Origin of the sequence: Accumulibacter sp. (assembly GCF_023806635.1) — a bacterium.
Classification (GTDB): Bacteria; Pseudomonadota; Gammaproteobacteria; order Burkholderiales; family Rhodocyclaceae; genus Accumulibacter.
Genome location: NZ_JAMTDQ010000108.1, coordinates 1 through 18,728 on the forward strand (window position 1 = coordinate 1; position 18,728 = coordinate 18,728).

The window sequence follows — 18,728 nt, forward strand, 5'->3', positions numbered from 1 at the left end:
GTCATCTGGTCGCCTTGCACCGTCCGCGACCGAAGGCGGAAGCCTACCTGCGGCTACGCACGCTGCCGGGCGAACAGGCCCAAGTCGATTGGGCGCACTTCGGCCATCTGGAAATCGGCCGCGCCCGCCGGGCCCTGATGGCGTTCGTGATGGTACTGGCGTGGTCGCGCATGATCTACCTGCGCTTCTTCCTCGATGCGCGCATGGAGAACTTTCTGCGCGGCCATGTCGGCGCGTTTGGCGCCTGGGGGGGCCTACCGAGAGTGCTGCTGTACGACAATCTGAAGAGCGCCGTCCTCGAGCGACAAGGGCAGGCGATCCGCTTCAATCCCACCTTGCTGCAGTTCGCCGGTCATTATCGCTACGAGCCTCGCCCGGTGGCGATCGCGCGGGGGAATGAGAAGGGGCGCGTGGAAAGGGCCATTCGCTATGCGCGCGAAGCCTTCTTCGCCGGTCGCAGCTTCCTGGATCTGGCGGGCCTCAATGCGCAGGCCGAGGCCTGGTGTACGGGAGAAGCGGCGGACCGGCGTTGCCCCGAGGACCCTGCGCTGAGTGTACGCGAAGCCTTCGCGCTGGAAGCGGCTCATCTGCTGGCGTTGCCGGACCATCCGTATCCGACCGATGAGCAGGTGGCGGTGAAGGTCGGCAAGACGCCCTATGTGCGCTTCGACCTGAATGACTATTCGGTGCCTCCGGAGCAGGTGCAGCAGACGCTGACGGTGGTCGCCGACCCACTGCGGGTGCGTATCGTCGATGGCCAGACGGTGCTGGCGACACACCGGCGCAGCTACGACCGGGGGCAGTGCATCGAGGAGCCGGCGCATCTCGCGACCCTGGTCGAGCAGAAGCACCAGGCCAGTTTGCACCGGGGGACCGACCGGCTGACCCGGGCGGTGCCGGAGAGCCGGGAGTTGCTCGTCCAGGCGGCCGGCCGGGGGGCGAATCTGGGGGCAATCACGGCGGCGCTGCTGCGTTTGCTCGATCGCTATGGGGCGAGCGAGTTGCAGGCAGGCATCGAGGAGGCTCTGGCCCGTCAGGTGCCGCACCCGAACGCGGTGCGCCTGGCACTGGAGCGTCGGCGCGAGACCACCGACCGGCCGCCACCGGTCGAGATCTCCTTGCCCGAGCACCTGCAGCGCCGCGATACGCCCGTCCGGCCGCATCGGCTGGAACCCTACGACCGACTGACGGAGGCGAGCGATGATCCCGAGTGAGGCCTTGCGCAAACGGGCACAAGCCTTGAATCTGCATGGCTTGCTGGCCCATTGGTCGGAGCTGGCCGAGTGCGCCTGGGTCGAGCCCTTGCTGACCTGGGAGGAGACCGAACGGGCCCGGCGCAGTCTGGAGCGCCGTCTGGCCGATGCGCACATCGGCCGCTTCAAGCCGCTCGCGGATTTCGATTGGGACTGGCCCCAGCAGTGCGATCGGACCGCGATCAGCGAGTTGATGAGCCTGGAGTTCCTGAAGAGCGCGAGCAATGCCATTCTGGTCGGGGCAAGTGGGCTGGGCAAGTCGACGATCGCCCGCAACATCGCGCACCGGGCCGTCCTGTCGGGGCATACGGTGTTGTTTGCCACCGCCGGTCAGCTCCTCGGCGATCTGGCAGCGATCGACAGCGATTCGGCTCTGCGCCGGCGATTGCGTCACTATGCGGCGCCGGCGCTGCTGGTGATCGACGAGGTCGGCTATCTGTCGTATTCGAACCGCCACGCCGATCTGCTCTTCGAGCTGATCAACCGTCGCCACGAGTGCCGCAGCACGCTGATCACGACCAACCGTTCGTTCTCCGAGTGGCCGGAGGTCTTCCCCAATGCAGCCTGTACTGTCGCCCTGATCGATCGTCTCGTTCATCACGCCGAGATCGTCGCCATCAAGGGGGAATCCTATCGGCGCAAGGAGGCGCAGGAACGCACCGAGCAGCGAGCCCGGAAACGCCGATCCGCAGCCGGGGCTGCCACATGAAGCCTTATCACCTGCCTTCCGGGCTGGGCGGTGGGCTCGATTTCCTGATCTGTGCCGACTGGACCCCGGAGCAGGCGCTGGCCGTCGTCGAACTGCTCGAAGATCTGCGTGACCGCATCTGGGCTCACTACGAGTTGGCGCTCTTCGACTTGCTGCGACAGGAACGCGACGGTCCGCGCGAACCACTTCCTGGCGACCACAGCACAGCCGACCACTGGCCTGACGAACCCCCGTTCTGAACATCGTCGATCGCTCAGACTTCAAGGGGCCTCCGTCGGCCCCTTTTTATGTCGACTCCACCACTCAACCATTCTCCGCCATCTTTGCGCGCCAGATATCCGCGCTTCTTCGCAGCCACTAACATGAACTGACATACAGGGCAAGTTACCTTCCCGTTTCTTACCGTACCAGGCCCGAATTCTGAGACCGGGAGCGCAGTGCGCACATCGACGGCTATTGAACGGTCCTTGACTATTAGCTTTACTCCGACCCCTCGGCGGCGAGAAATCAGTGTCTGATTCATCAGTGGTATTACCGCCCCACATCCAGGCCCTTCGCATTGAATAGTCCTTGCCCATAGGTATGCAATCGGTTTAGCTCCATCTGGGTCAGCCGGGTAGAACTCTGCGCACTTCTTAGTCGCCTCTTGCTTTAACCACGTCCCCCATTTATTGGCCTCATCGGCCAGGCGCTGCCCAAACTTCGGGATGTATTCCAGCACCACCTTATTCAGTAACACCGGGATTGGATTCAGATCGCTGGCGAAAGCATCGGCCCCTACACGCAGAGCCTCCAAGGGTAGCGATCCTCCTCCAGCAAACGGATCAAGCACCAACGGTCGGGTACCGGGAACGCCGCCGAGCGACTCATGGGCGACCTGTGTCAGCCCGCGACTGGTGGCAAGGTAAGTGCTGTCCCTCGAGTTGTCCCAGTTCGAGAAATCCGCGATGAAGTCGAGCAAGGCGCCGCGTAGCTCCACCGGGTCATCGAACAGCGCCGGGTTCTTGCGTGCGCCGTCGAACCGGCGCCGACTTTCCGGGGAGAGCAGGATTTGCTGCTCGTGCGTCGTCCATGCCTGCATCGCCTGCCGCGCGGCATTGAGAAAGTCGACCGGGCAAGCGGGGTCGGCGGGGTCGGGCCAGAGGGATGCGAGGATGACTGCCCGGCATGCGGCCAGCGGGCGGCGTGCCCACCAGATGTGCAGGGTCGAGATGTGCCCGTGGCGGATGCCTTTCTCGCGCCGTGCATGCGCGGAAATCCGCTTGATCGGGAGATCCACCTCGATGAGGCGTTTCGGATAGTTCATGCGCGCCATCCCTTGAAGACGGCGCGCATCTCCTCAACAAAGCGCCCCAGCGACGCGTCGGTTCCCGCCACGCGGGATAGATCCATCGCATTCACGATGTCGTCGGCAAACTCGATTCCGCCAAGACTGGGCACAATGCCACTGGCCCGAATGGCGTCTATCAGCACTTTCTTGTAGCGCGCGCGCTCGCATTTCGTGTCCGGCGCATCGCAGCCGCGACCGAAAAGCGCCTTGAAGGCCGCCGAGTCCGCCAGCAGCCAGCGCTCGATATGCGGATCGGGCACGGCACATACAGTCGGGACAGCAATCTTTCCGGTCTCGGCGTTGATCTGGCGCAGACGTTCCACCAAGCCTCTGCAATTGGCATCGGTGGCAACCACTAGCAAATCCGGCAGGTTGTCACGCCCGCGCATCAGGTCCCGCAAGAAGTGCTTGAGCTCAGTCACGACCGCACCATGTCCACGGCGCGCGTTGCGCCAGTCCATGTGAACCTGGATGCCAGACTCCGCAGCCAGCCGTTGCAGCAATGCGGCAAGAAACTCCTTGTGAGCCTGGTCCTCGACAAAGAGCGCGATGTCACGCATCGAAATCTCCCCGCAGCATTCGCTCGGAGACGGTGAGTTCATCCTCGTTCTCATCCATGAGCGCCTGGTCGACGTCGCCTCGCTTTGCCAACGCCCCCCAGGCCGCAAAGGGCTCGATCCGCGTTTCGCCATCGACGCGCTTGCAGGCAAACAGCGATTCCTCTTCCACCAGATCAGGCAATAGTGGCGAATGCGTTGTCACGATGTATTGGGTTTCTCCGAACGACGCCCGGGTTTTGAGCAGTTCGGCCACCAACTGGATGCGGCGCGGATGGATGCCGTTCTCGGGTTCCTCGAAACCGATCAACGATGGCTGTTCTTGCGCACCTGCCAGCGACAAAAGCCCAAGGATGCGCAATGTGCCTTCAGACAGGATGCGCGCAGGTACCGAAATGCCGTGCTCCCTCAGCTTGAGTTCGACCTCGCCGAGCTTGCTGACATCCACATCGATACCTTGCACGTTGGGCATGAGGGTACGCATGGCTTTTTCCACGGCCGTGAATTGGCGCGGATCGAGCGCCTTCAACGTGTTGAGGAAGGAGGCCAGTTCTTCGCCCATCTGTCCGATGTGTCGAACCTCCTTGACCGGATTGGAGGTGCGCATGCGCTCACGCGGTTCGAAGTAAAAAAACAACCAGCTTTCCAACTCCTTGCGCATCGCGACCAGATGCGGGTAATGCGGGGGGTAGTGCGGCAGGGAGAGAATGCTGTGATCCAGATGGCGTTCGTAATAAGTCGGGTGCGCCTGGCCCTCAAGGCGCAGGTGCAGTCGATTACCTTCGCGCGACAGGAAGGGTCTGCGCTTGCCGATCGGCTCGCCCTTGTCCGTCAATGCGGCGAGATATTCGTCCGCAACGCGGAGCACCCCTGACTTCGGTCTCATTTCAATCTCGATTCGGTAACGCAGGTTTCTTGCCTTGACGGCAGCGATGGTCCTGGCTGAGATGCCATCCGCTTCGAGTTCTCCTGAACGGCGCATTTCCCAGATCTGACGATTGACGGCATCGACGACGGCATTGGAAAGCCGTACGTCGACCTCGATGGAAAATGACAGGCTATCCTTCTCCAGCAAGCCTTCGATGCCTTTTTCTCCGAATGAGAATGATTCGAGCGGCTTGCCACGGTAAGGGGGAGCGAACGCCTCCTTGATCGTTCTTTCCGTCGTAAGCTTCGACAATAATTGCAGACAGTCGAGGAAGTTGCTTTTTCCCGCTGCATTGGGGCCGAAAAGAATCGACAGGTCGGCGAGTCGAAGGTCGAGGTGCTTCAGCGACTTGTAGCCATCGATCTTGACGCGTGTCAGCATGTCATTTCACCTCGTTCGGATTGACAATGTATTCAGCCCGGTCCTGGTTGAGTTCGACTGGCGATCGGATCGAACTGACGTTCAGCCTGTAATGGTCGACCTTCACCACCGGCTGCCATTCCAATGTCGCCGGGTTGCGCAGAATGTTAATGTTGGGCGTCTCGGCTGCGCAGTGGAACACAACATACAACCAGTAATCGTTGGCGAGACGCTGGGCGGTGCGGTATTCATTGGACGTCAGGGCCACCTCGCCGGCATGGGCGCGTCCCTTGACCTCGATGAAACGCACATCGATGGCAGTCTTCGGGTCTTCCGGATGTGGCATGCGCGAGATCAGGTCGAACCCGCGATTGTCGGCCTCGACGCTCTCGACGACGCGGCCTTGCGCCTCCTCGTGGGCGATCACCGCCTTGACGGCGATCCGCTCGATTTCCGGGTCGCTGACCATGGGCGCGATGCCGGGCGCGGTTCGTTCGGGGTGTGGCAACACCCACACGCGGCCGATGTGCTGGATGTCGCCAACCGAACACTGCTTTTCCTGCTCCAGTTCGCCACGCCGGCGTTGCAGGCGGTGGTCGAGTTCCAGCAGCTTGTCCTCGGAAATCCTGATGCGCCCGTCCAGACCGGATTCCTGACTGCCGGATTCCCTCTGCTCGATGAGTCCGGCCTGGATGCGTTGCTCGCGGTCGATGATGGTGTTGAGCGAGAGTTCGATGTGGCGGGAAATCGTAGCGGTCTCGCGGGCGCGCTCTTTCTGCACTTCGTCGAGCAACGGATTCAGCGCGCGCTCCAGCAGTGTCATTTCGAGCTGGGTGCGGCCTGGCAAGGCATCGTCGGCGGGGACAGCCTGCGGCCTGGTACTGGCGGTCAGGTCGAGGAACAGGGTGGGCTGCTTGATGGCCAGGTTGCCATCCGTGCCGGTCTGGACCACGAACAGGCGCTTGTGGAGGGTATTGCCCCGGCCATCACGGATCGAGGCGCTGAACACGTCCAGCCGATACGGTTGCGCGCTGTGCAGGTCGAAGAACACCGTGCCCCGCTTGAGGTGGTCCTGCACCTGCGTGAGCACTTCGTCGCGCACCGTTTCAAAGAGGGGATGGCCGGGAGTCACCCACTCCAGGGTGGCATCCTGCTTGAGCAGTTCCTTGTCGAAAACAATGTTGCCGTATTCGCGGCCAAGCTTGCCGAATCGGGATTCAAGGCGTTCGCCCGTCGGCCAGAGGTTGCGCGGCACGCGACCGACCTTGTAGGTGCGGGCTCCGGCCTTGACGGGCTTCGCAGCGATCCCGGTCACGCCGGCCGAGCCGAGGAAGAAGTCCTCGATCACTTCCGGCACCAGGCGGCGTTCCTTGGCTTCGGCTGACTTGCCGACGATGGCCGAAAGGTTCAACTCGCGTTTTGCGAGGCCTTCCAGGGTTGAGTTGGTGATGTTCTCGAAGCGGGAGCGGTCGACCTGCTCGATGATGCGCGCCTTGATGAGATCCTCGGTCATCTGGTTCTGCGCGTACATGTCGCGCAACATCTTTTCGAGCTGGTTGGCCGGGAAGACGTCGCCCAGGACATTGAAGATCTTGCCGGTGCGCTTGGGATCGAGGTCGTCCTGGATGGCTTCGATCCGCTCAAAGAGCTTTTGCAGCACACGGCCCTCGCGGGTGTTGCTGCTGACAAAATTGAAGATCAGGCAATCCTTTTCCTGGCCGTAGCGGTGGATGCGGCCCATGCGCTGTTCCAGCCGCACCGGGTTCCAGGGGATGTCGTAGTTGATCATCAGCCAGCAGAATTGCAGGTTGATGCCCTCGCCGGCAGCCTCGGTGGCGACCAGCACCTGGGCGGATTCGCGGAATTCGCGCTCGGCAAAAATGCGGGTGCCCGGCGTGTCACGATCGCCGATCTTCATGCCGCCGTGAATCTGCGTCAGCGTCAGCCCCCACTCGCGCAGCTTGCCGAGAGGGCGTCCGTCGTGGCCGTCGCCAGCAAGGAAGCCCAGGGTGTCCTTGTGCTCGGTGAAGATGAGCAGCTTCATTTTCGGGTCGGCGAATACCCCCTGTTGCTTCAGCAGTTCCTTGAGGGATACGAGCTTGGTCTCGATCTCCTTCTTTTCGAGATCGCGCGCCTGGTTGATGAGCTTGGTCAGCTCGGCGATTTCCTCGCGCAGGGCGGCAGGGTCGATGTTGGCGACCGCATCCTCCAGCCGGGCGATGATTTCCTGCTGCTCCTCGTCGGACAAGTCCTCGAAATCATCCGGCAGCTTCTTGTTCATCAGTTCGCGGCGGTAGCCCTCGGGATCCTTCAGGATGCGCTCGCGCTTGTCGCGCATGCGCTCCAGGCTGCGCCGCACCGCGTACAGGCTCGATGCAAAGCGGCGCTGGAGCATGGCCATGGTGAATGCCAATGCCCGGCCGCGCGCGGAGTCGTCCTGCGCCGCCTTGACGGATTGATCCTCTACGTATGTGGTCAGCTGGTGATAGAAGTCGTATTCCTCGTCGGAGATCTTGAATTCCGAGGTAGTGACGATGCGCTGGGTGAACAGTGCTTTGACGTGTCCGGTTTCCGGTGCCGGGAACGTGACCAGCGCTTCCTTGACGCGCCTGAGGTAAAACGGCGCTTCGTGACGTGCCATGGCTTCTTCGAGGCTGCTGATGTCGCCGTAGACGTCACGATCAAGCAGCTCGAGGAAGAGGCAGAAATTCTCCGGATCGCCCTTGTGCGGGGTCGCGGTCATCAGCAGGTAGTGGTCGGTCATTTCCGACAGAGCCTCGCCCAGCTGATAGGCGAGGGTTTTCTTGTCGCTGCTGTAGGCCGACATCTTGTGGGCCTCATCGACGATGATCAGATCCCAGCGACTACGCAGAAGGCTGCCCTTCGCATCCTCGATCCGCGATACCCAGGACACCGACGTGACGACCTGATCCTTTTCCTGCCACGGGTTGGAACCGTAGTTGGCGCGCAGGACATCGCTGCGAATGACCTCGAAGCTCTCGCGGAACTTGTCCTTCATTTCGCGTTGCCACTGGAATGTCAGGTTGGCGGGGGTGATGATCAATACGCGCTTGACCAGGCCGCGTATCTTCAATTCCTTGATCAACAGGCCAGCCATGATCGTCTTGCCGGCGCCCGGGTCATCGGCCAGCAGGAAACGGATACGTGGCAGTTTCAGGAAATAGTCGTAAACCGCTTCGAGTTGATGCGGGAGCGGGTCAACACGGGCGATCGACAAAGAAAAATACGGGTCGTATTCATAGGCCAGTCCGAGGCGCATGGCTTCGATACCGAGCCGGAACTTGCCGGCGTCGCCGTCGAACGGTTCCTGCGCCGGCGATGCGGTCAGCAATGCGAGTTGATCCGCTGTGAGAATGGGCTGAAAGACCGTGTTGGATCGAATGCCGCGCGCCGCCAGCTTGACGGCGTTCCCCATGGGCATCAGGGTGAGAATCTCGACAGGCTCGGGAAACAGCGCGCCGCTGACCGTGATATTGGGCTTGAGTTCTTCGGCCAGCATCAGTGTTCTTTGTTGGCGGTGGATCTACCCGCGACCTGGGAACGGATCCAGGCCTCGATGTCGGACTTGGTGAATCGCCACGCCCCGCCGACCTTGAATGCAGGGACTTTCTTGGATGCAGCGAGCCGATAAAGGGTGCGCTCGGCCACCTTGAGGTAGTTAGCGGCCTCCGGGAGGGTCATGATTTCAGGTTGTGGCCTGGCCATTTGAAATGGGTAGTTTGAGGTGGAAAAATTGGCAACTATTGCGCAATGATACGTTGATAGCTGCTTCAGGCTCAACCCAACCCAGGAATATGTTGCGACCGGAACGCACTGACCTACGCCGGGCACACCCTATGGAACCGCCATGCCGAGCGCGAGGGTGGTGGCTATATCGGCGGTACCAAGATGCGGCCTCGTACCGAATGGGCAATTCAGCTTGATACGCATGAGGCGTTGATTTTCGACGACGAGGCCGAATCCATCCTGGCAGCTGTTGACACCGGCAAACGCAGAGCAGGCAAACCGAACGCCCGTATCTATCTGCTCTCCGGCATCCTGACCGCGCCTGATGGCGTCATGTGGAACGGTGATAGCGGCTTCTATCGAATCCCCAAGGGTCCGCGGACTGCGGCCGAGTCGGTCGACCGTGCCGATGTCGAGCAGGTGGTTGCGAGGTTCTCCAGCGGCGAACTCGCTCAGGAAATTGCCGACTACTACCGGAAGCTGTCTGAACCCGCCAAGGACGCTGGGCGCGAAGTTGCCACGATGCGCCGGAGGATTGTCGATATAGAGAAACGCATCGGCAGGCTGACGATGCTGCTGTCGGAGACATCTGCGCCCGAGGCCCTGTTGCGACAGATCGAGGCCTTGGAGGCCGAGCGTGAGACGGCGATCGAATCGATGAATGGACTGACTTCAGACGCAACAATGGCACGAGCCATGAGGGCTGTTGGCGTTCAGGACGTCAAACGGATGTTGGCTGGTCTGGCGGAAGACTTGAATCCAGCGCCCGGAATCGCTCCGGGACACGCTACGTCAAGTCTCGAACGGGGTCATACTCGACCCAAAAACATTTGGTGCGTCAATCACTTACCGCATCGACCCCGGTATAAGAGCGGGTTCAGGCTGGCGTCCCCACGGGGATTCGAACCCCGGTACCTACCGTGAAAGGGTAGTGTCCTGGGCCTCTAGACGATGGGGACCCGGAACCTCTTTCGGCTTGTGGTGGAGGTACGCGGGATCGAACCGCGGACCTCTTGCATGCCATGCAAGCGCTCTCCCAGCTGAGCTATACCCCCGCCCGAAAGAAGCCGCGATTATAGGCAGTCGATTCGCCACTGTAAAGCGCGAATCGCGACGCGAACGGCAACCGCCACTCGGTGCCTACGGCACGACCTGCCGTCTTCCGGCGCGAGCGGCTGCGCCGTGGCGACCGCCGCTTCGTTGCCACGCCACGCAGCTGACCCGGGGAAGGATCCATCGTGGTCCGCAGGCGGTCGTCGCGGCGCTCGACAAGGGCATCGGGCGATGCGCCCGGGCGCGGCGCGGTCAGCTCGCCGAGTTCACCGGCGTCTCGTCGCCGTACGAGGCGCCACTGGCGGCCGATCTGACGCTCGACCTGTGGCGACTCGCCCTGCAGGAGGAGGTGGCGCAGTTCGTCGGACGCATCGGTCATCATGACCCTGCTGCGGCCGGAGTGGCGCCCGACCCACGCGCGGGCGACACGGGTCGTCGAGTCAAGCGAGGTGCGAGAACCGCCGAGCGACTTTCACGGCGAAGTCGTACCGGCGAGCGAGGGTCGCGGCGTCGAAATGGTCTGCGATGAGGGCCGGCGCACCATCGCAGGCGCTCGCCGGCGTTGCCCGGGGCGCGTGCCCGGCGCGAGGATGGCCGGCCGCGCCGGCGTCCCACGCCGCCCTGCGGCATCACGCCGCCGCATCGGTCGCCGGGCTCGCCAGGCGACCGGCACGCGCCAGCCGTTCGAGGGCGGTGGCGCGCGGAAAGAGCGCGATCAGCGCGTCGACCGAAGGCGTCTGCTCGAGGCCGGTCAGGAGGACGCGCACCGGCATCGCCAGCTTCGGCATCTTGAGACCGTGGCGGGCGACGCACTCCTTGATCAGCGCGGCGATTGCCGCCGCCTGCCAGGGCACTTCGCCGAGCCGGGCGGCGAAGTCGTCGAGCAGCGGCAGCGTCTCGGGCGTCAGGTGGCGGGCCAGCAGTTCGCTCCTCGGCTGCAGGTCGATATAGAACGGCTCGGCGACATCGGCCAGTTCGTTGAGGTTGCCGACGCGATCCCTGTGCAGCTCGATGATCGCCGCCAGCGACGGCGTCTCGCCGACGACGACGTCGCGCGCTGCCAGCCGCGGGCGAACCAGGTCAGCCAGCCGGCCGGCGTCGCAGCGGCGCAGGTAATGCGCGTTCAGCCAGTTGAGTTTCTCGCTGTTGAACTGGGCTGCCGACGGGGTGATGTGGTCGAGATCGAACCACTCACAGAACTGCTGCAGCGAGAAGATCTCGTCGTCGCCGTGCGACCAGCCGAGACGGGCGAGGTAGTTGAGCACCGCCTCGGGCAGGTAGCCCGCATCGTCGTACTGCATGACACTCACCGCGCCATGGCGTTTCGACAGTTTCTGCCCGTCGTCGCCGAGGATCATCGACAGGTGGGCGTAGAGCGGCACCTGGGCACCGAGCGCCTGCAGGATGTTGATCTGCCGCGGCGTGTTGTTGACGTGGTCGTCGCCGCGGATGACGTGCGTGATGCCCATGTCCCAGTCATCGACGACGACGCAGAAGTTGTAGGTCGGCGAACCGTCGGCGCGGGCGATCACCAGGTCGTCGAGCTCGCTGTTGGCGAATTCGATGCGGCCCTTGACGAGGTCTTCCCAGGCGACGACGCCGTCCGCCGGATTGCGGAAACGGACCACCGGCTCGATCCCGGCCGGCGGCGCCGGCAGGTGCTTGTCCGGCTGGGGCCGCCAGCGGCCGTCGTAGCGCGGCTTGCGGCCCTGTTCGCGCTGCTCGGCGCGCAGGCGGTCGAGTTCGTCGGGCTGCATGTAGCAATGGTAGGCGGTACCGGCGGCGAGCATCTCGGCGATCACCTCGCGATAACGCGGCATGCGCTGCGTCTGGTAGAACGGGCCCTCATCGTGCGCGAGGCCAAGCCAGCGCATGCCGTCGAAAATCGCCTGCACGGCCTCGGGGGTCGAGCGGGCGAGATCGGTGTCCTCGACGCGCAGGATGAAGCGGCCACCGTGGCGCCGCGCGTAGGCCCACGAAAAGAGCGCGGTGCGCGCACCGCCGACGTGCAGGAAACCGGTTGGCGAGGGAGCAAAGCGGGTGCGGATCATGATCGCCGGTCGCAGTAGGTAAAGCGTTCATTCTAGTTGAAGCGCGGTCCCGACGGGCTGCGCCATCGCCATCGCCGCGTCGCCGCACCCGCCGCCGGCCATGGTTGCCAGTCGCCACAGTCGGCAACCGCCGCCGTCTTTCCGCCGGCGCCGGCATGGCGTATCCTTGGCCGATGGGAATTCGTGGCGTGATCGCTGCATCGGAACCGCACACGGCGGCCGCTGGTGTCCGGGTGCTGCAGCGCGGCGGCAACGCGGTCGACGCGATCGTCGCCGCCAAGCTCACGGCGACGGTCACCGAACTGCCGCTGACTTCACTAGGAGGCGGTGGCGCCTGCATCTGGGGTGACGCACGCGACGGCTACGAGGTGCTCGACTTCTTCGGCGCCGCGCCGGGACTCGGACTGGCCAGCTGGCCGATCCTCGACTTCGCACCGATCACCGTCGACTTCGGCGAGACCAGCCAGGTCTTCCACATCGGCAAGGGAGCGGCTGCGGTGCCCGGAGAACTCGTCGGCCTGCTCGCCCTGCACCGGCGCGCCGGCCGTTTGCCGCTGCGCGAGGTGGTCGCGCCGGCAGTGACGTGGGCGCGCGACGGTTTCCGCGTCAGCCCGCAGATCGCCATGATTGCCGGCCTGATCGCGCCGATTGCCAGCAACTCGGCCACGGTGCGCCGCATCTTCCAGCCGGTGGGGCGTCTACCACGGGCGGGCGATCGGCTGGCCAACCCGGATCTCGGAGATTTCCTGCAGGCACTGGGCGATGGCAGCGCGGATGCGCAGGTCGCCACCTACCGCTCCGCGCTCGTCGAGCATTTCGGTCCGGAACACGGCGGGCTGATCACCGCCGAAGATGTCGCCGCCTACGCGCCGGCGACGCGCCCGCCGCTGCGCATTCCCTTCGGGGACCACATGGTCCTGACCAACCCACCACCGTCGGCCGGTGGCGGCCTGATCGGCGCCGGCCTGCGCATCGCCGAGGAACTCGGCCTCGGCGGCGAGGAATTCCTCTCGCCGGCGCATCAACTGGCTGTCGCAGCGGTCCTGGCGACGGTCTCGGAAGTGCGCGGTGCCGGCTACGACCGCCGCCTGCACGCCGACCCGGAAGCGATCCGGCAGCTCGTCGCCGGCTGCAGCCTGCCGCAGTGGGCCCGGCACGCACGCGCCCTTTGTCGAGAGAACACCCTGGGCGCGACGACGCACATTTCGGTGATCGACGCCGACGGCATGGCGGCGGCGATGACGACCAGCAACGGCGAGGGCTGCGGGCATGCCCTGCCGGGGCTGGGCATCCACGTCAACAACTTCCTCGGTGAGGACGACATCAACCCGGCCGGCTTCCACCGCCTGGTGGCAGGCAGCCGGATGAGCACGATGATGTCGCCGACGATCGTCCTCGCCGGCGAGCGGCCCCACCTCGCGCTCGGCAGCGGCGGATCGAACCGCATTCGCAGCGCCATCCTGCAGACCCTGCTCAACGTGCTGGCCTATGGACGCCCGCTCGACGAAGCGGTGAATGCCGCGCGCCAGCACATCGAAGGCCGGCAGCTGTGGTTCGAGACCGCCGGCCTGACCGCTGGCACCGCCGACGCCCTGCAGGCACGCTGGCCCGGCGCGACCCGCTTCGCGTCGGCCAGCATGTTCTTTGGCGGCGTGAACTGCGTCGCCAGCATCGACGGACGACTCGCCGGCGCCGGCGACCAGCGGCGTGGCGGCATCGTCATGTTCGCCGACGAAGGCTCTGCGGCAGCCCTGCCGGACTGATGCCGGAAAGCGCGGCAGCCGCGCGCCGCTCGCTCGCCCCCCCGCTGCTGGCCGGCGACGCTGCAGCGGGGAGAGGAGGACGGCCGACACCAGGCCGCCGGCGCCGCGCCGTGTGCCGGCTCAGGCGCCGGGCGGTGGCGGCAGCTTCAGGACGTCACGGATCTCGTCGAGGCTGGCGGGGACGCGATTGACGATCGCATCGGTGGCCTGCTGATTGGCCTTGGCGACGATCTCTGCCAGTTCGCGCATCTTGCTGACTGCCGTCTCGAAGGCCTTCTTCGCCAGCTCGGTTTCGGCTGCCATGAGTTGCTGCGGCGAGCCCGCCCTGGCGAGGCCACCGACCGCCGTCGTCATTCCCTGGACGGTCTCCTGCAGGATCTTCAACTGCCACTCGCCGACCGCCTTGATCCCTTCCATCGCGGCGCGGTTGGCGGCGTTCAGTGCCTCGAGATTGTCGCGCTGGCTCGCCAGCAGCGCGTCCATGTTGACGCCCGGAACCTGGATCCGTGCGAGGGCGTTCAGCAACTGCTCGCTGGCCTTGCTCGGGTCCAGGCTGCCCAGACCCTGCAGCCATTCGCCCATTTGTTTTGACATGTCGATCATGCTCGTTCTCCCACTCAGGTGACCATCCGAAGATTGGCTGCCATCGACCTCCGGCAGCCGCCGCTGGCGTCGCATGACTGCCTGCGCACCACCCTCACCTGACCGGCACCGGCAGCAGCTCGCGCCCGCCGGCAAGGATGTTGATCATCTGGGCCACCGCCCGGATCTGCTTGCCGGCCTGAGTATGATACCCCGTGTGCGTGTAGTACTGTCCCCACCAGTCCCAGCATCCTCGCGGGTTGACCGGCGGAGTCGCCACTGTCCCGTTGCGCACCTGCACCTGTGGATAGACGACGACGATGTCGTTGGCCTGCGCCCACTCGTTGTAGCCGGCGAACTTGGCGAAGAGGTTGCCAGACTGACCCGGCCTGCGGTCGGTGAGACCGCCTTGCCGGCAACCATGGAAGGCGACGTGCAAGCGGCACTGGCGGCCATCCCGGCACGCCGGGGGCACGAACACGTAGCCCTCCCTGGCCATCGAAGCGTTCTGCAGCTCGTTGTAGGGGATGTCGGAGAACTTGCCGAAGACCAATCTCTGGTCGAAAGCCTTGACGTCGCTTTCCGCAACCTCCACCCGACCACCCTGGAGCGCTTGCGCACCATAGATGCGTCGGAGGATGGCACCCGCCAGATCGACGTCCTGCAGGTCCTTGCATACCGCCTGCTTGCCGGGCGGCGGGCAGGGCGCCGCCGCGCCCGCTCTGGCAGCCGGCGGACAGACGCAGCGCTCGCGCAACTGACGTTGCCTGGCGACGGCCTCGCAATCGTCGATAAACGCGTCGCCATCGACCGGTGGTGGTGGCACCGGCGGCAGCGGGCAGTTGCCCACCACACCGCCAGCAGGCTTGTTGAAGGTATCGCGGACCATCGTGTGACGGGCCGGGAAGCTCCGGTTGTAAGCGATATGGCCCGCCTCGATGGCAGCCTTGTCGGCATCGGCATAGAAGTGGAAGACGGCATCCATCACGCCGTGCGGAACGATGGCGTCGTACTCGGCGCTGATCAGGTACACTTGGTCGCCCTGGAGTCCCGCAAGCTTGCTGATGCGGCCAGCCGCTTCCTGCGTCTTCGCCTCGGCGAACGATGCTGCGGCCACGCGCCGGGCTTCCTGCCCGCTCTTCGGGGCCCGATCAGTCTTGCCGCACCACTTCGCGTCGAGCCCGAGCTGGCGACACTCGAGCATGACGAACTGGCTGCACTTCGTTACCGCGTCAATGATGCTGCCCGCCGCGCAATGGTAAGGACCGCCGGCGACGACACCAACCCCCATGATGTGCTCCGAATGGGCCACATGAAACTGGTGCGCCATGAAACCACCCGACGAGATGCCGGACACCGAGATCTGGGCCGGGTCGATATTGACGCCGGCCACGACGTCATCCAGCGATGGTGCAGCAGCCGCGCCCTGCACGACGGCCAGCATGGCTGCGGCAGCAGTCGTCAGAAAGTGCGGCCTGCTCTTGTTGATCGAGTACCGTGACATCATGTTCCTCCCGTTCGTCTTCGCCTCGAAAACCGATGACGCCTGATCCTGCCTCAGGCCCTGCGCGAAGGCCACGGCGCTCGCCGGATCCCCGCGAAGCACGCCCGGACTGAGTGCGGCACACTGCCTTGGCGCCATGAGTTCTGTTAGAGCAGGGTCATGATGCAGTGCACTATTCAGGATAGGCGGCGGATACCTGAAGTCAAGCTGCGAGTCGGTCGCGATCGGAAAACGGACAACCGGCACCGAACGTCGGCAGCAGTTGCGGCGCGTGGCGAACAAACTGCCGTCGAGCACGGCAGTCGCCTGCAGCGGCGGGCGCAGGCACCGCCGCTGTGGTCGCGTCAGTGATCGGGGAAGGAACTCAGGACGGCCATGTCGAGCCCGGTCGTGTGCTCGAGCACCGGTGCATCGGTCACCAGCAGCGTCGTTCCGGGGCGAATCTCGGCTGCCAGAAGCGCCTGGAAATCGGCCGGAATCGTGATCTCGTCCACCACCTTCGGGTCCGGCCGTGTGTCGGCATCACCCATGTGCCCGACCAGACCGACGCCAGTCCACTGATGCTCCAACAGCCCGCCGGATTGCGCACCTTCCCTGGCGACGAAGACGTGGCTGCCAACGGGCTGCTGCGGCTTGCGGAATGCCGCCCTGGCGCGGCCGATCTCGACGCCGTTGCGCAACACCAGGACGCGCTCGTCGTAGCGGCTCAGGAGGATCGACAGCGGGCCCGACGGCGACTTCTCCGGCTCCCAGCGATGGCCGCTGGCGACCGGCAGGCGGCGATGCTCGGCCCGGCCACCGTCATCGTTGACCGGGCTGAGGAATGCCGGATGCCGGAACTCCGCCGGCGCCGAGCCGGCCTTCGCGATCACCACCGTCATCCCCTTCGGTGCGGCGTCGAACAGCAGGCGAGCAAACTCGCTCGGCAGATGCACGCAACCGTGCGACTCCGGATAGCCGGGGACGCCACCGGCGTGCAGCGCCACGCCATCCTGGGTGAACTTCTGCGTGTAGGGCATGGCGGCGTTGTGGAACTTCGACGAATGGTGATCCTTGTCCTTGAGGAACGTCTGGAAGACACCGCTCGGAGTCTCGTAGCCGGGCTTGCCGGTACTGACCGAGGCGGTGCCGATGAGCAGGCCATTGCGATAGGTGTAGGCGCGCTGCTCTTCGAGACTGACCAGCACCAGGATCGGACCAGCCGGTGCGAGTTGCGGCGCCCAGGTGAATTCCCCGTTGCGCAACTGGTCGGCTGGTGTCTCGAACGGCACGGGCTCCCTGGCGCCCCAGAAAGGTGCGCGCTCGGCCTGGATGCTGCCGACCAGGCCGAAGAACAGGGCGACCGCGATCGTGTAGATTCTCGTCATCTGGTTTCGAATCCTTCATGTGTTGAAGCTGTGCGCTGCCGGGCACGGCGACCGGAGGCGGCAACTGTACATTGGCAGTCGGCCGGTGATCAACAACCGCGACCCGTATGGCTGCCTGCGACGGCGGGATCGCGCGTCGCGGGTGCTTCTGCCTGCCGTCGCCCCGGACCGCTACCATTTCTGGATTGATGGCATGGTTTTTGCTCTGGCCCGAGGGAAGGGTGGGGTGCCGACGGCAAGCCCGGCGAGTGCTGCCGTCGGCCGTGCGGTACGATGCTGGCTGGCGCGGCGGCTGGCGGACGGCGCAGGGTGGAGGTTGCCAATCGCAACAGGGCTGGGCGTTTGCGGCCGCTGGTGCCGCAGAATCGGATGCACAACGGCGGCATGCGGTGACGACAACGGGAGGTGGGAGAATGGACTTGGCGCTCTTGATCAGGGAAATCGGCCGCGGCGCGACGGGCGCGCGCGACCTGTCCGGCAGCGAGGCACGGCAGCTATATGGGGCGATGCTCGACGGCATGGTTGCCGATCTCGAACTCGGTGCGATCGCCATCGCGCTGCGCATGAAGACCGAGTCGGTCGACGAGATGGTCGGCTTTCTCACCGCCGCCAGTGAGCGCCTGCCGGCGCTGCAGCGGCCGCGCGGCCGCGCCCGGCCGGTCGTCATCGCGAGCTACAACGGTGCCCGTCGAGGCGCCAACCTGACGCCGCTGGTAGCGCTGCTCCTGCGCCGTCATGGTGTGCCGGTCCTGGTGCACGGTCTGAGCCAGGACTACGGACGCGTCACCAGCGAGCAGGTGTTCTGTGAGTACGGACTGGCGCCGTGTGACAGCTTGCGCGAAGCGCAGCAACGTATCGACGAAAACGGTCTCGCCTACCTGCCGCTGCCGCAGCTGGCCCCTGGTCTGGCATCGCAGTTGGCCCTGCGCGATCGGCTCGGCCTGCGCAACAGCGCCCACAGCCTGGTCAAGATGCTGGACCCCTTTCATGGCGACTCACTGCTCCTGGCCGCAGCGACCCACCCCGATTACATCGACAGCATGCGCGCCGTGCTCCGCGCGGTCGGCGCCAACGCGCTGCTGCTGCGTGGCACCGAGGGTGAGCCGTTCGCCAATCCGAAACGTCGGCCGGCGATCGAGCATGTCCATGATGGGGAGAGCGCGATCCTCTTCGAGGCGGAACACGACAGCCTGCGAAACCTGCCGCAGCTGCCGGTCAGTCCGGCGGCGCGGGAAACGGTCGACTGGATGCGCCGCGTCCTTGTTGGCGAGCTGCCGCTGCCGCTGCCGATCGCCAACCAGCTGGCCTGTTGCCTCTACGCCTGCGGTCGCGCCACCGACCTCAATCAGGCGAAGGCGATGGTGGCCGTCGATGGCAACCGGCTGTCGCTGGTCTGAGCGATCCTCGGCCAGTTGCCGGCGATGTTTGCGCCACGTCGCCGCCATGGCATCGCGACCCTGACCCGCATGCATCGACCCCTTCACCACGGTCACCCCACCAGGGCCGGCGAGAAACCGGCGACCA

Annotated in this window: 15 protein-coding genes and 2 tRNA genes; 6 read left to right on the plus strand and 11 right to left on the minus strand. The window is 64.8% G+C overall.

All coding sequences use genetic code 11. From position 1 onward, the window contains the following. The 3 genes from istA to NFW30_RS18415 all read left to right on the plus strand — a co-directional run. Positions 1 to 1,214, plus strand: a 1,214-nt coding sequence (gene istA, locus NFW30_RS18405; RefSeq protein ID WP_295372453.1) for an IS21 family transposase, incomplete at its 5' end; no start/stop codon positions are given. Next, positions 1,201 to 1,962 carry an IS21-like element helper ATPase IstB gene (istB, locus tag NFW30_RS18410; protein WP_295372456.1) on the plus strand — a complete coding sequence of 254 codons (762 nt, stop codon included), beginning with the start codon at positions 1,201 to 1,203 and terminating at the stop codon, positions 1,960 to 1,962. The genes istA and istB, both read left to right, overlap by 14 nt. Continuing rightward, complete coding sequence (locus NFW30_RS18415) at positions 1,959 to 2,201, plus strand: hypothetical protein (RefSeq protein WP_295372459.1); 243 nt, start codon at positions 1,959 to 1,961, stop codon at positions 2,199 to 2,201. The genes istB and NFW30_RS18415 overlap by 4 nt, the downstream gene beginning before the upstream one ends. 14 nt (positions 2,202 to 2,215) lie before the next feature. Here the strand turns inward: NFW30_RS18415 and NFW30_RS18420 are convergent, their stop codons facing one another. The 7 genes from NFW30_RS18420 to NFW30_RS18450 form a co-directional block, all read right to left on the minus strand. Beyond that, positions 2,216 to 3,268 (minus strand): DUF1156 domain-containing protein, encoded by a 1,053-nt coding sequence (locus NFW30_RS18420; RefSeq protein ID WP_363322126.1) that lies wholly within the window; start codon positions 3,266 to 3,268, stop codon positions 2,216 to 2,218. Continuing rightward, on the minus strand, positions 3,265 to 3,852 hold the full coding sequence (locus NFW30_RS18425; protein WP_295349615.1) for a DUF4276 family protein: 588 nt from the start codon (positions 3,850 to 3,852) through the stop codon (positions 3,265 to 3,267). The genes NFW30_RS18420 and NFW30_RS18425 overlap by 4 nt, the downstream gene beginning before the upstream one ends. Continuing rightward, positions 3,845 to 5,158 carry an AAA family ATPase gene (locus tag NFW30_RS18430; RefSeq protein ID WP_295372462.1) on the minus strand — a complete coding sequence of 438 codons (1,314 nt, stop codon included), beginning with the start codon at positions 5,156 to 5,158 and terminating at the stop codon, positions 3,845 to 3,847. Before NFW30_RS18430 ends, NFW30_RS18425 begins: the two co-directional genes overlap by 8 nt. Position 5,159: 1 nt before the next feature. Further along, positions 5,160 to 8,657 (minus strand): DUF3883 domain-containing protein, encoded by a 3,498-nt coding sequence (locus NFW30_RS18435; protein WP_295349612.1) that lies wholly within the window; start codon positions 8,655 to 8,657, stop codon positions 5,160 to 5,162. After that, positions 8,657 to 8,863 carry a helix-turn-helix domain-containing protein gene (locus NFW30_RS18440; protein ID WP_363322127.1) on the minus strand — a complete coding sequence of 69 codons (207 nt, stop codon included), beginning with the start codon at positions 8,861 to 8,863 and terminating at the stop codon, positions 8,657 to 8,659. Before NFW30_RS18440 ends, NFW30_RS18435 begins: the two co-directional genes overlap by 1 nt. Before the next feature lie 904 nt (positions 8,864 to 9,767). Continuing rightward, positions 9,768 to 9,843, minus strand: a tRNA-Glu gene (locus tag NFW30_RS18445). A gap of 20 nt (positions 9,844 to 9,863) precedes the next feature. Beyond that, positions 9,864 to 9,939, minus strand: a tRNA-Ala gene (locus NFW30_RS18450). Between the two features lie 221 nt (positions 9,940 to 10,160). On the opposite strand from NFW30_RS18450, the gene NFW30_RS20135 reads away from it, so the two are divergent. Next, positions 10,161 to 10,466 (plus strand): adenylyl-sulfate kinase, encoded by a 306-nt coding sequence (locus NFW30_RS20135; RefSeq protein ID WP_363322128.1) that lies wholly within the window; start codon positions 10,161 to 10,163, stop codon positions 10,464 to 10,466. A 100-nt stretch (positions 10,467 to 10,566) separates the two neighbouring features. Here the strand turns inward: NFW30_RS20135 and gltX are convergent, their stop codons facing one another. Further along, positions 10,567 to 11,988 (minus strand): glutamate--tRNA ligase, encoded by a 1,422-nt coding sequence (gene gltX, locus NFW30_RS18460; RefSeq protein WP_295349609.1) that lies wholly within the window; start codon positions 11,986 to 11,988, stop codon positions 10,567 to 10,569. A gap of 188 nt (positions 11,989 to 12,176) precedes the next feature. Here gltX and NFW30_RS18465 point away from each other — a divergent pair, with 188 nt between their 5' ends. Continuing rightward, on the plus strand, positions 12,177 to 13,751 hold the full coding sequence (locus NFW30_RS18465; RefSeq protein ID WP_295349608.1) for a gamma-glutamyltransferase: 1,575 nt from the start codon (positions 12,177 to 12,179) through the stop codon (positions 13,749 to 13,751). Between the two features lie 120 nt (positions 13,752 to 13,871). On the opposite strand, the gene NFW30_RS18470 is transcribed toward NFW30_RS18465, so the two are convergent. The 3 genes from NFW30_RS18470 to NFW30_RS18480 form a co-directional block, all read right to left on the minus strand. Continuing rightward, complete coding sequence (locus tag NFW30_RS18470) at positions 13,872 to 14,354, minus strand: phasin family protein (RefSeq protein WP_295349607.1); 483 nt, start codon at positions 14,352 to 14,354, stop codon at positions 13,872 to 13,874. A gap of 94 nt (positions 14,355 to 14,448) precedes the next feature. Further along, positions 14,449 to 15,840, minus strand: a complete 1,392-nt coding sequence (locus NFW30_RS18475; RefSeq protein WP_295349606.1) for a hypothetical protein — start codon at positions 15,838 to 15,840, stop codon at positions 14,449 to 14,451. A gap of 341 nt (positions 15,841 to 16,181) precedes the next feature. Beyond that, the gene (locus NFW30_RS18480; RefSeq protein ID WP_295349605.1) at positions 16,182 to 17,204 is read right to left on the minus strand and encodes a L,D-transpeptidase; all 1,023 of its coding nucleotides are present in this window, start codon (positions 17,202 to 17,204) and stop codon (positions 16,182 to 16,184) included. A 413-nt stretch (positions 17,205 to 17,617) separates the two neighbouring features. Between NFW30_RS18480 and ybiB the strand changes: the two genes are divergently transcribed. Further along, on the plus strand, positions 17,618 to 18,601 hold the full coding sequence (gene ybiB, locus NFW30_RS18485; protein WP_295349604.1) for a DNA-binding protein YbiB: 984 nt from the start codon (positions 17,618 to 17,620) through the stop codon (positions 18,599 to 18,601). Positions 18,602 to 18,728: the final 127 nt, after the last annotated feature.

What these genes read in the sequence shown, in the direction of transcription:
- istB (WP_295372456.1), top strand. Translation starts at nt 1,201, where the DNA reads ATGATCCCGAGTGAGGCCTTGCGCAAACGGGCACAAGCCTTGAATCTG.
- NFW30_RS18415 (WP_295372459.1), top strand. Translation starts at nt 1,959, where the DNA reads ATGAAGCCTTATCACCTGCCTTCCGGGCTGGGCGGTGGGCTCGATTTC.
- NFW30_RS18420 (WP_363322126.1), bottom strand. Translation starts at nt 3,268, where the DNA reads ATGAACTATCCGAAACGCCTCATCGAGGTGGATCTCCCGATCAAGCGG.
- NFW30_RS18425 (WP_295349615.1), bottom strand. Translation starts at nt 3,852, where the DNA reads ATGCGTGACATCGCGCTCTTTGTCGAGGACCAGGCTCACAAGGAGTTT.
- NFW30_RS18430 (WP_295372462.1), bottom strand. Translation starts at nt 5,158, where the DNA reads ATGCTGACACGCGTCAAGATCGATGGCTACAAGTCGCTGAAGCACCTC.
- NFW30_RS18435 (WP_295349612.1), bottom strand. Translation starts at nt 8,657, where the DNA reads ATGCTGGCCGAAGAACTCAAGCCCAATATCACGGTCAGCGGCGCGCTG.
- NFW30_RS18440 (WP_363322127.1), bottom strand. Translation starts at nt 8,863, where the DNA reads ATGGCCAGGCCACAACCTGAAATCATGACCCTCCCGGAGGCCGCTAAC.
- gltX (WP_295349609.1), bottom strand. Translation starts at nt 11,988, where the DNA reads ATGATCCGCACCCGCTTTGCTCCCTCGCCAACCGGTTTCCTGCACGTC.
- NFW30_RS18470 (WP_295349607.1), bottom strand. Translation starts at nt 14,354, where the DNA reads ATGATCGACATGTCAAAACAAATGGGCGAATGGCTGCAGGGTCTGGGC.
- NFW30_RS18475 (WP_295349606.1), bottom strand. Translation starts at nt 15,840, where the DNA reads ATGATGTCACGGTACTCGATCAACAAGAGCAGGCCGCACTTTCTGACG.
- NFW30_RS18480 (WP_295349605.1), bottom strand. Translation starts at nt 17,204, where the DNA reads ATGACGAGAATCTACACGATCGCGGTCGCCCTGTTCTTCGGCCTGGTC.
- ybiB (WP_295349604.1), top strand. Translation starts at nt 17,618, where the DNA reads ATGGACTTGGCGCTCTTGATCAGGGAAATCGGCCGCGGCGCGACGGGC.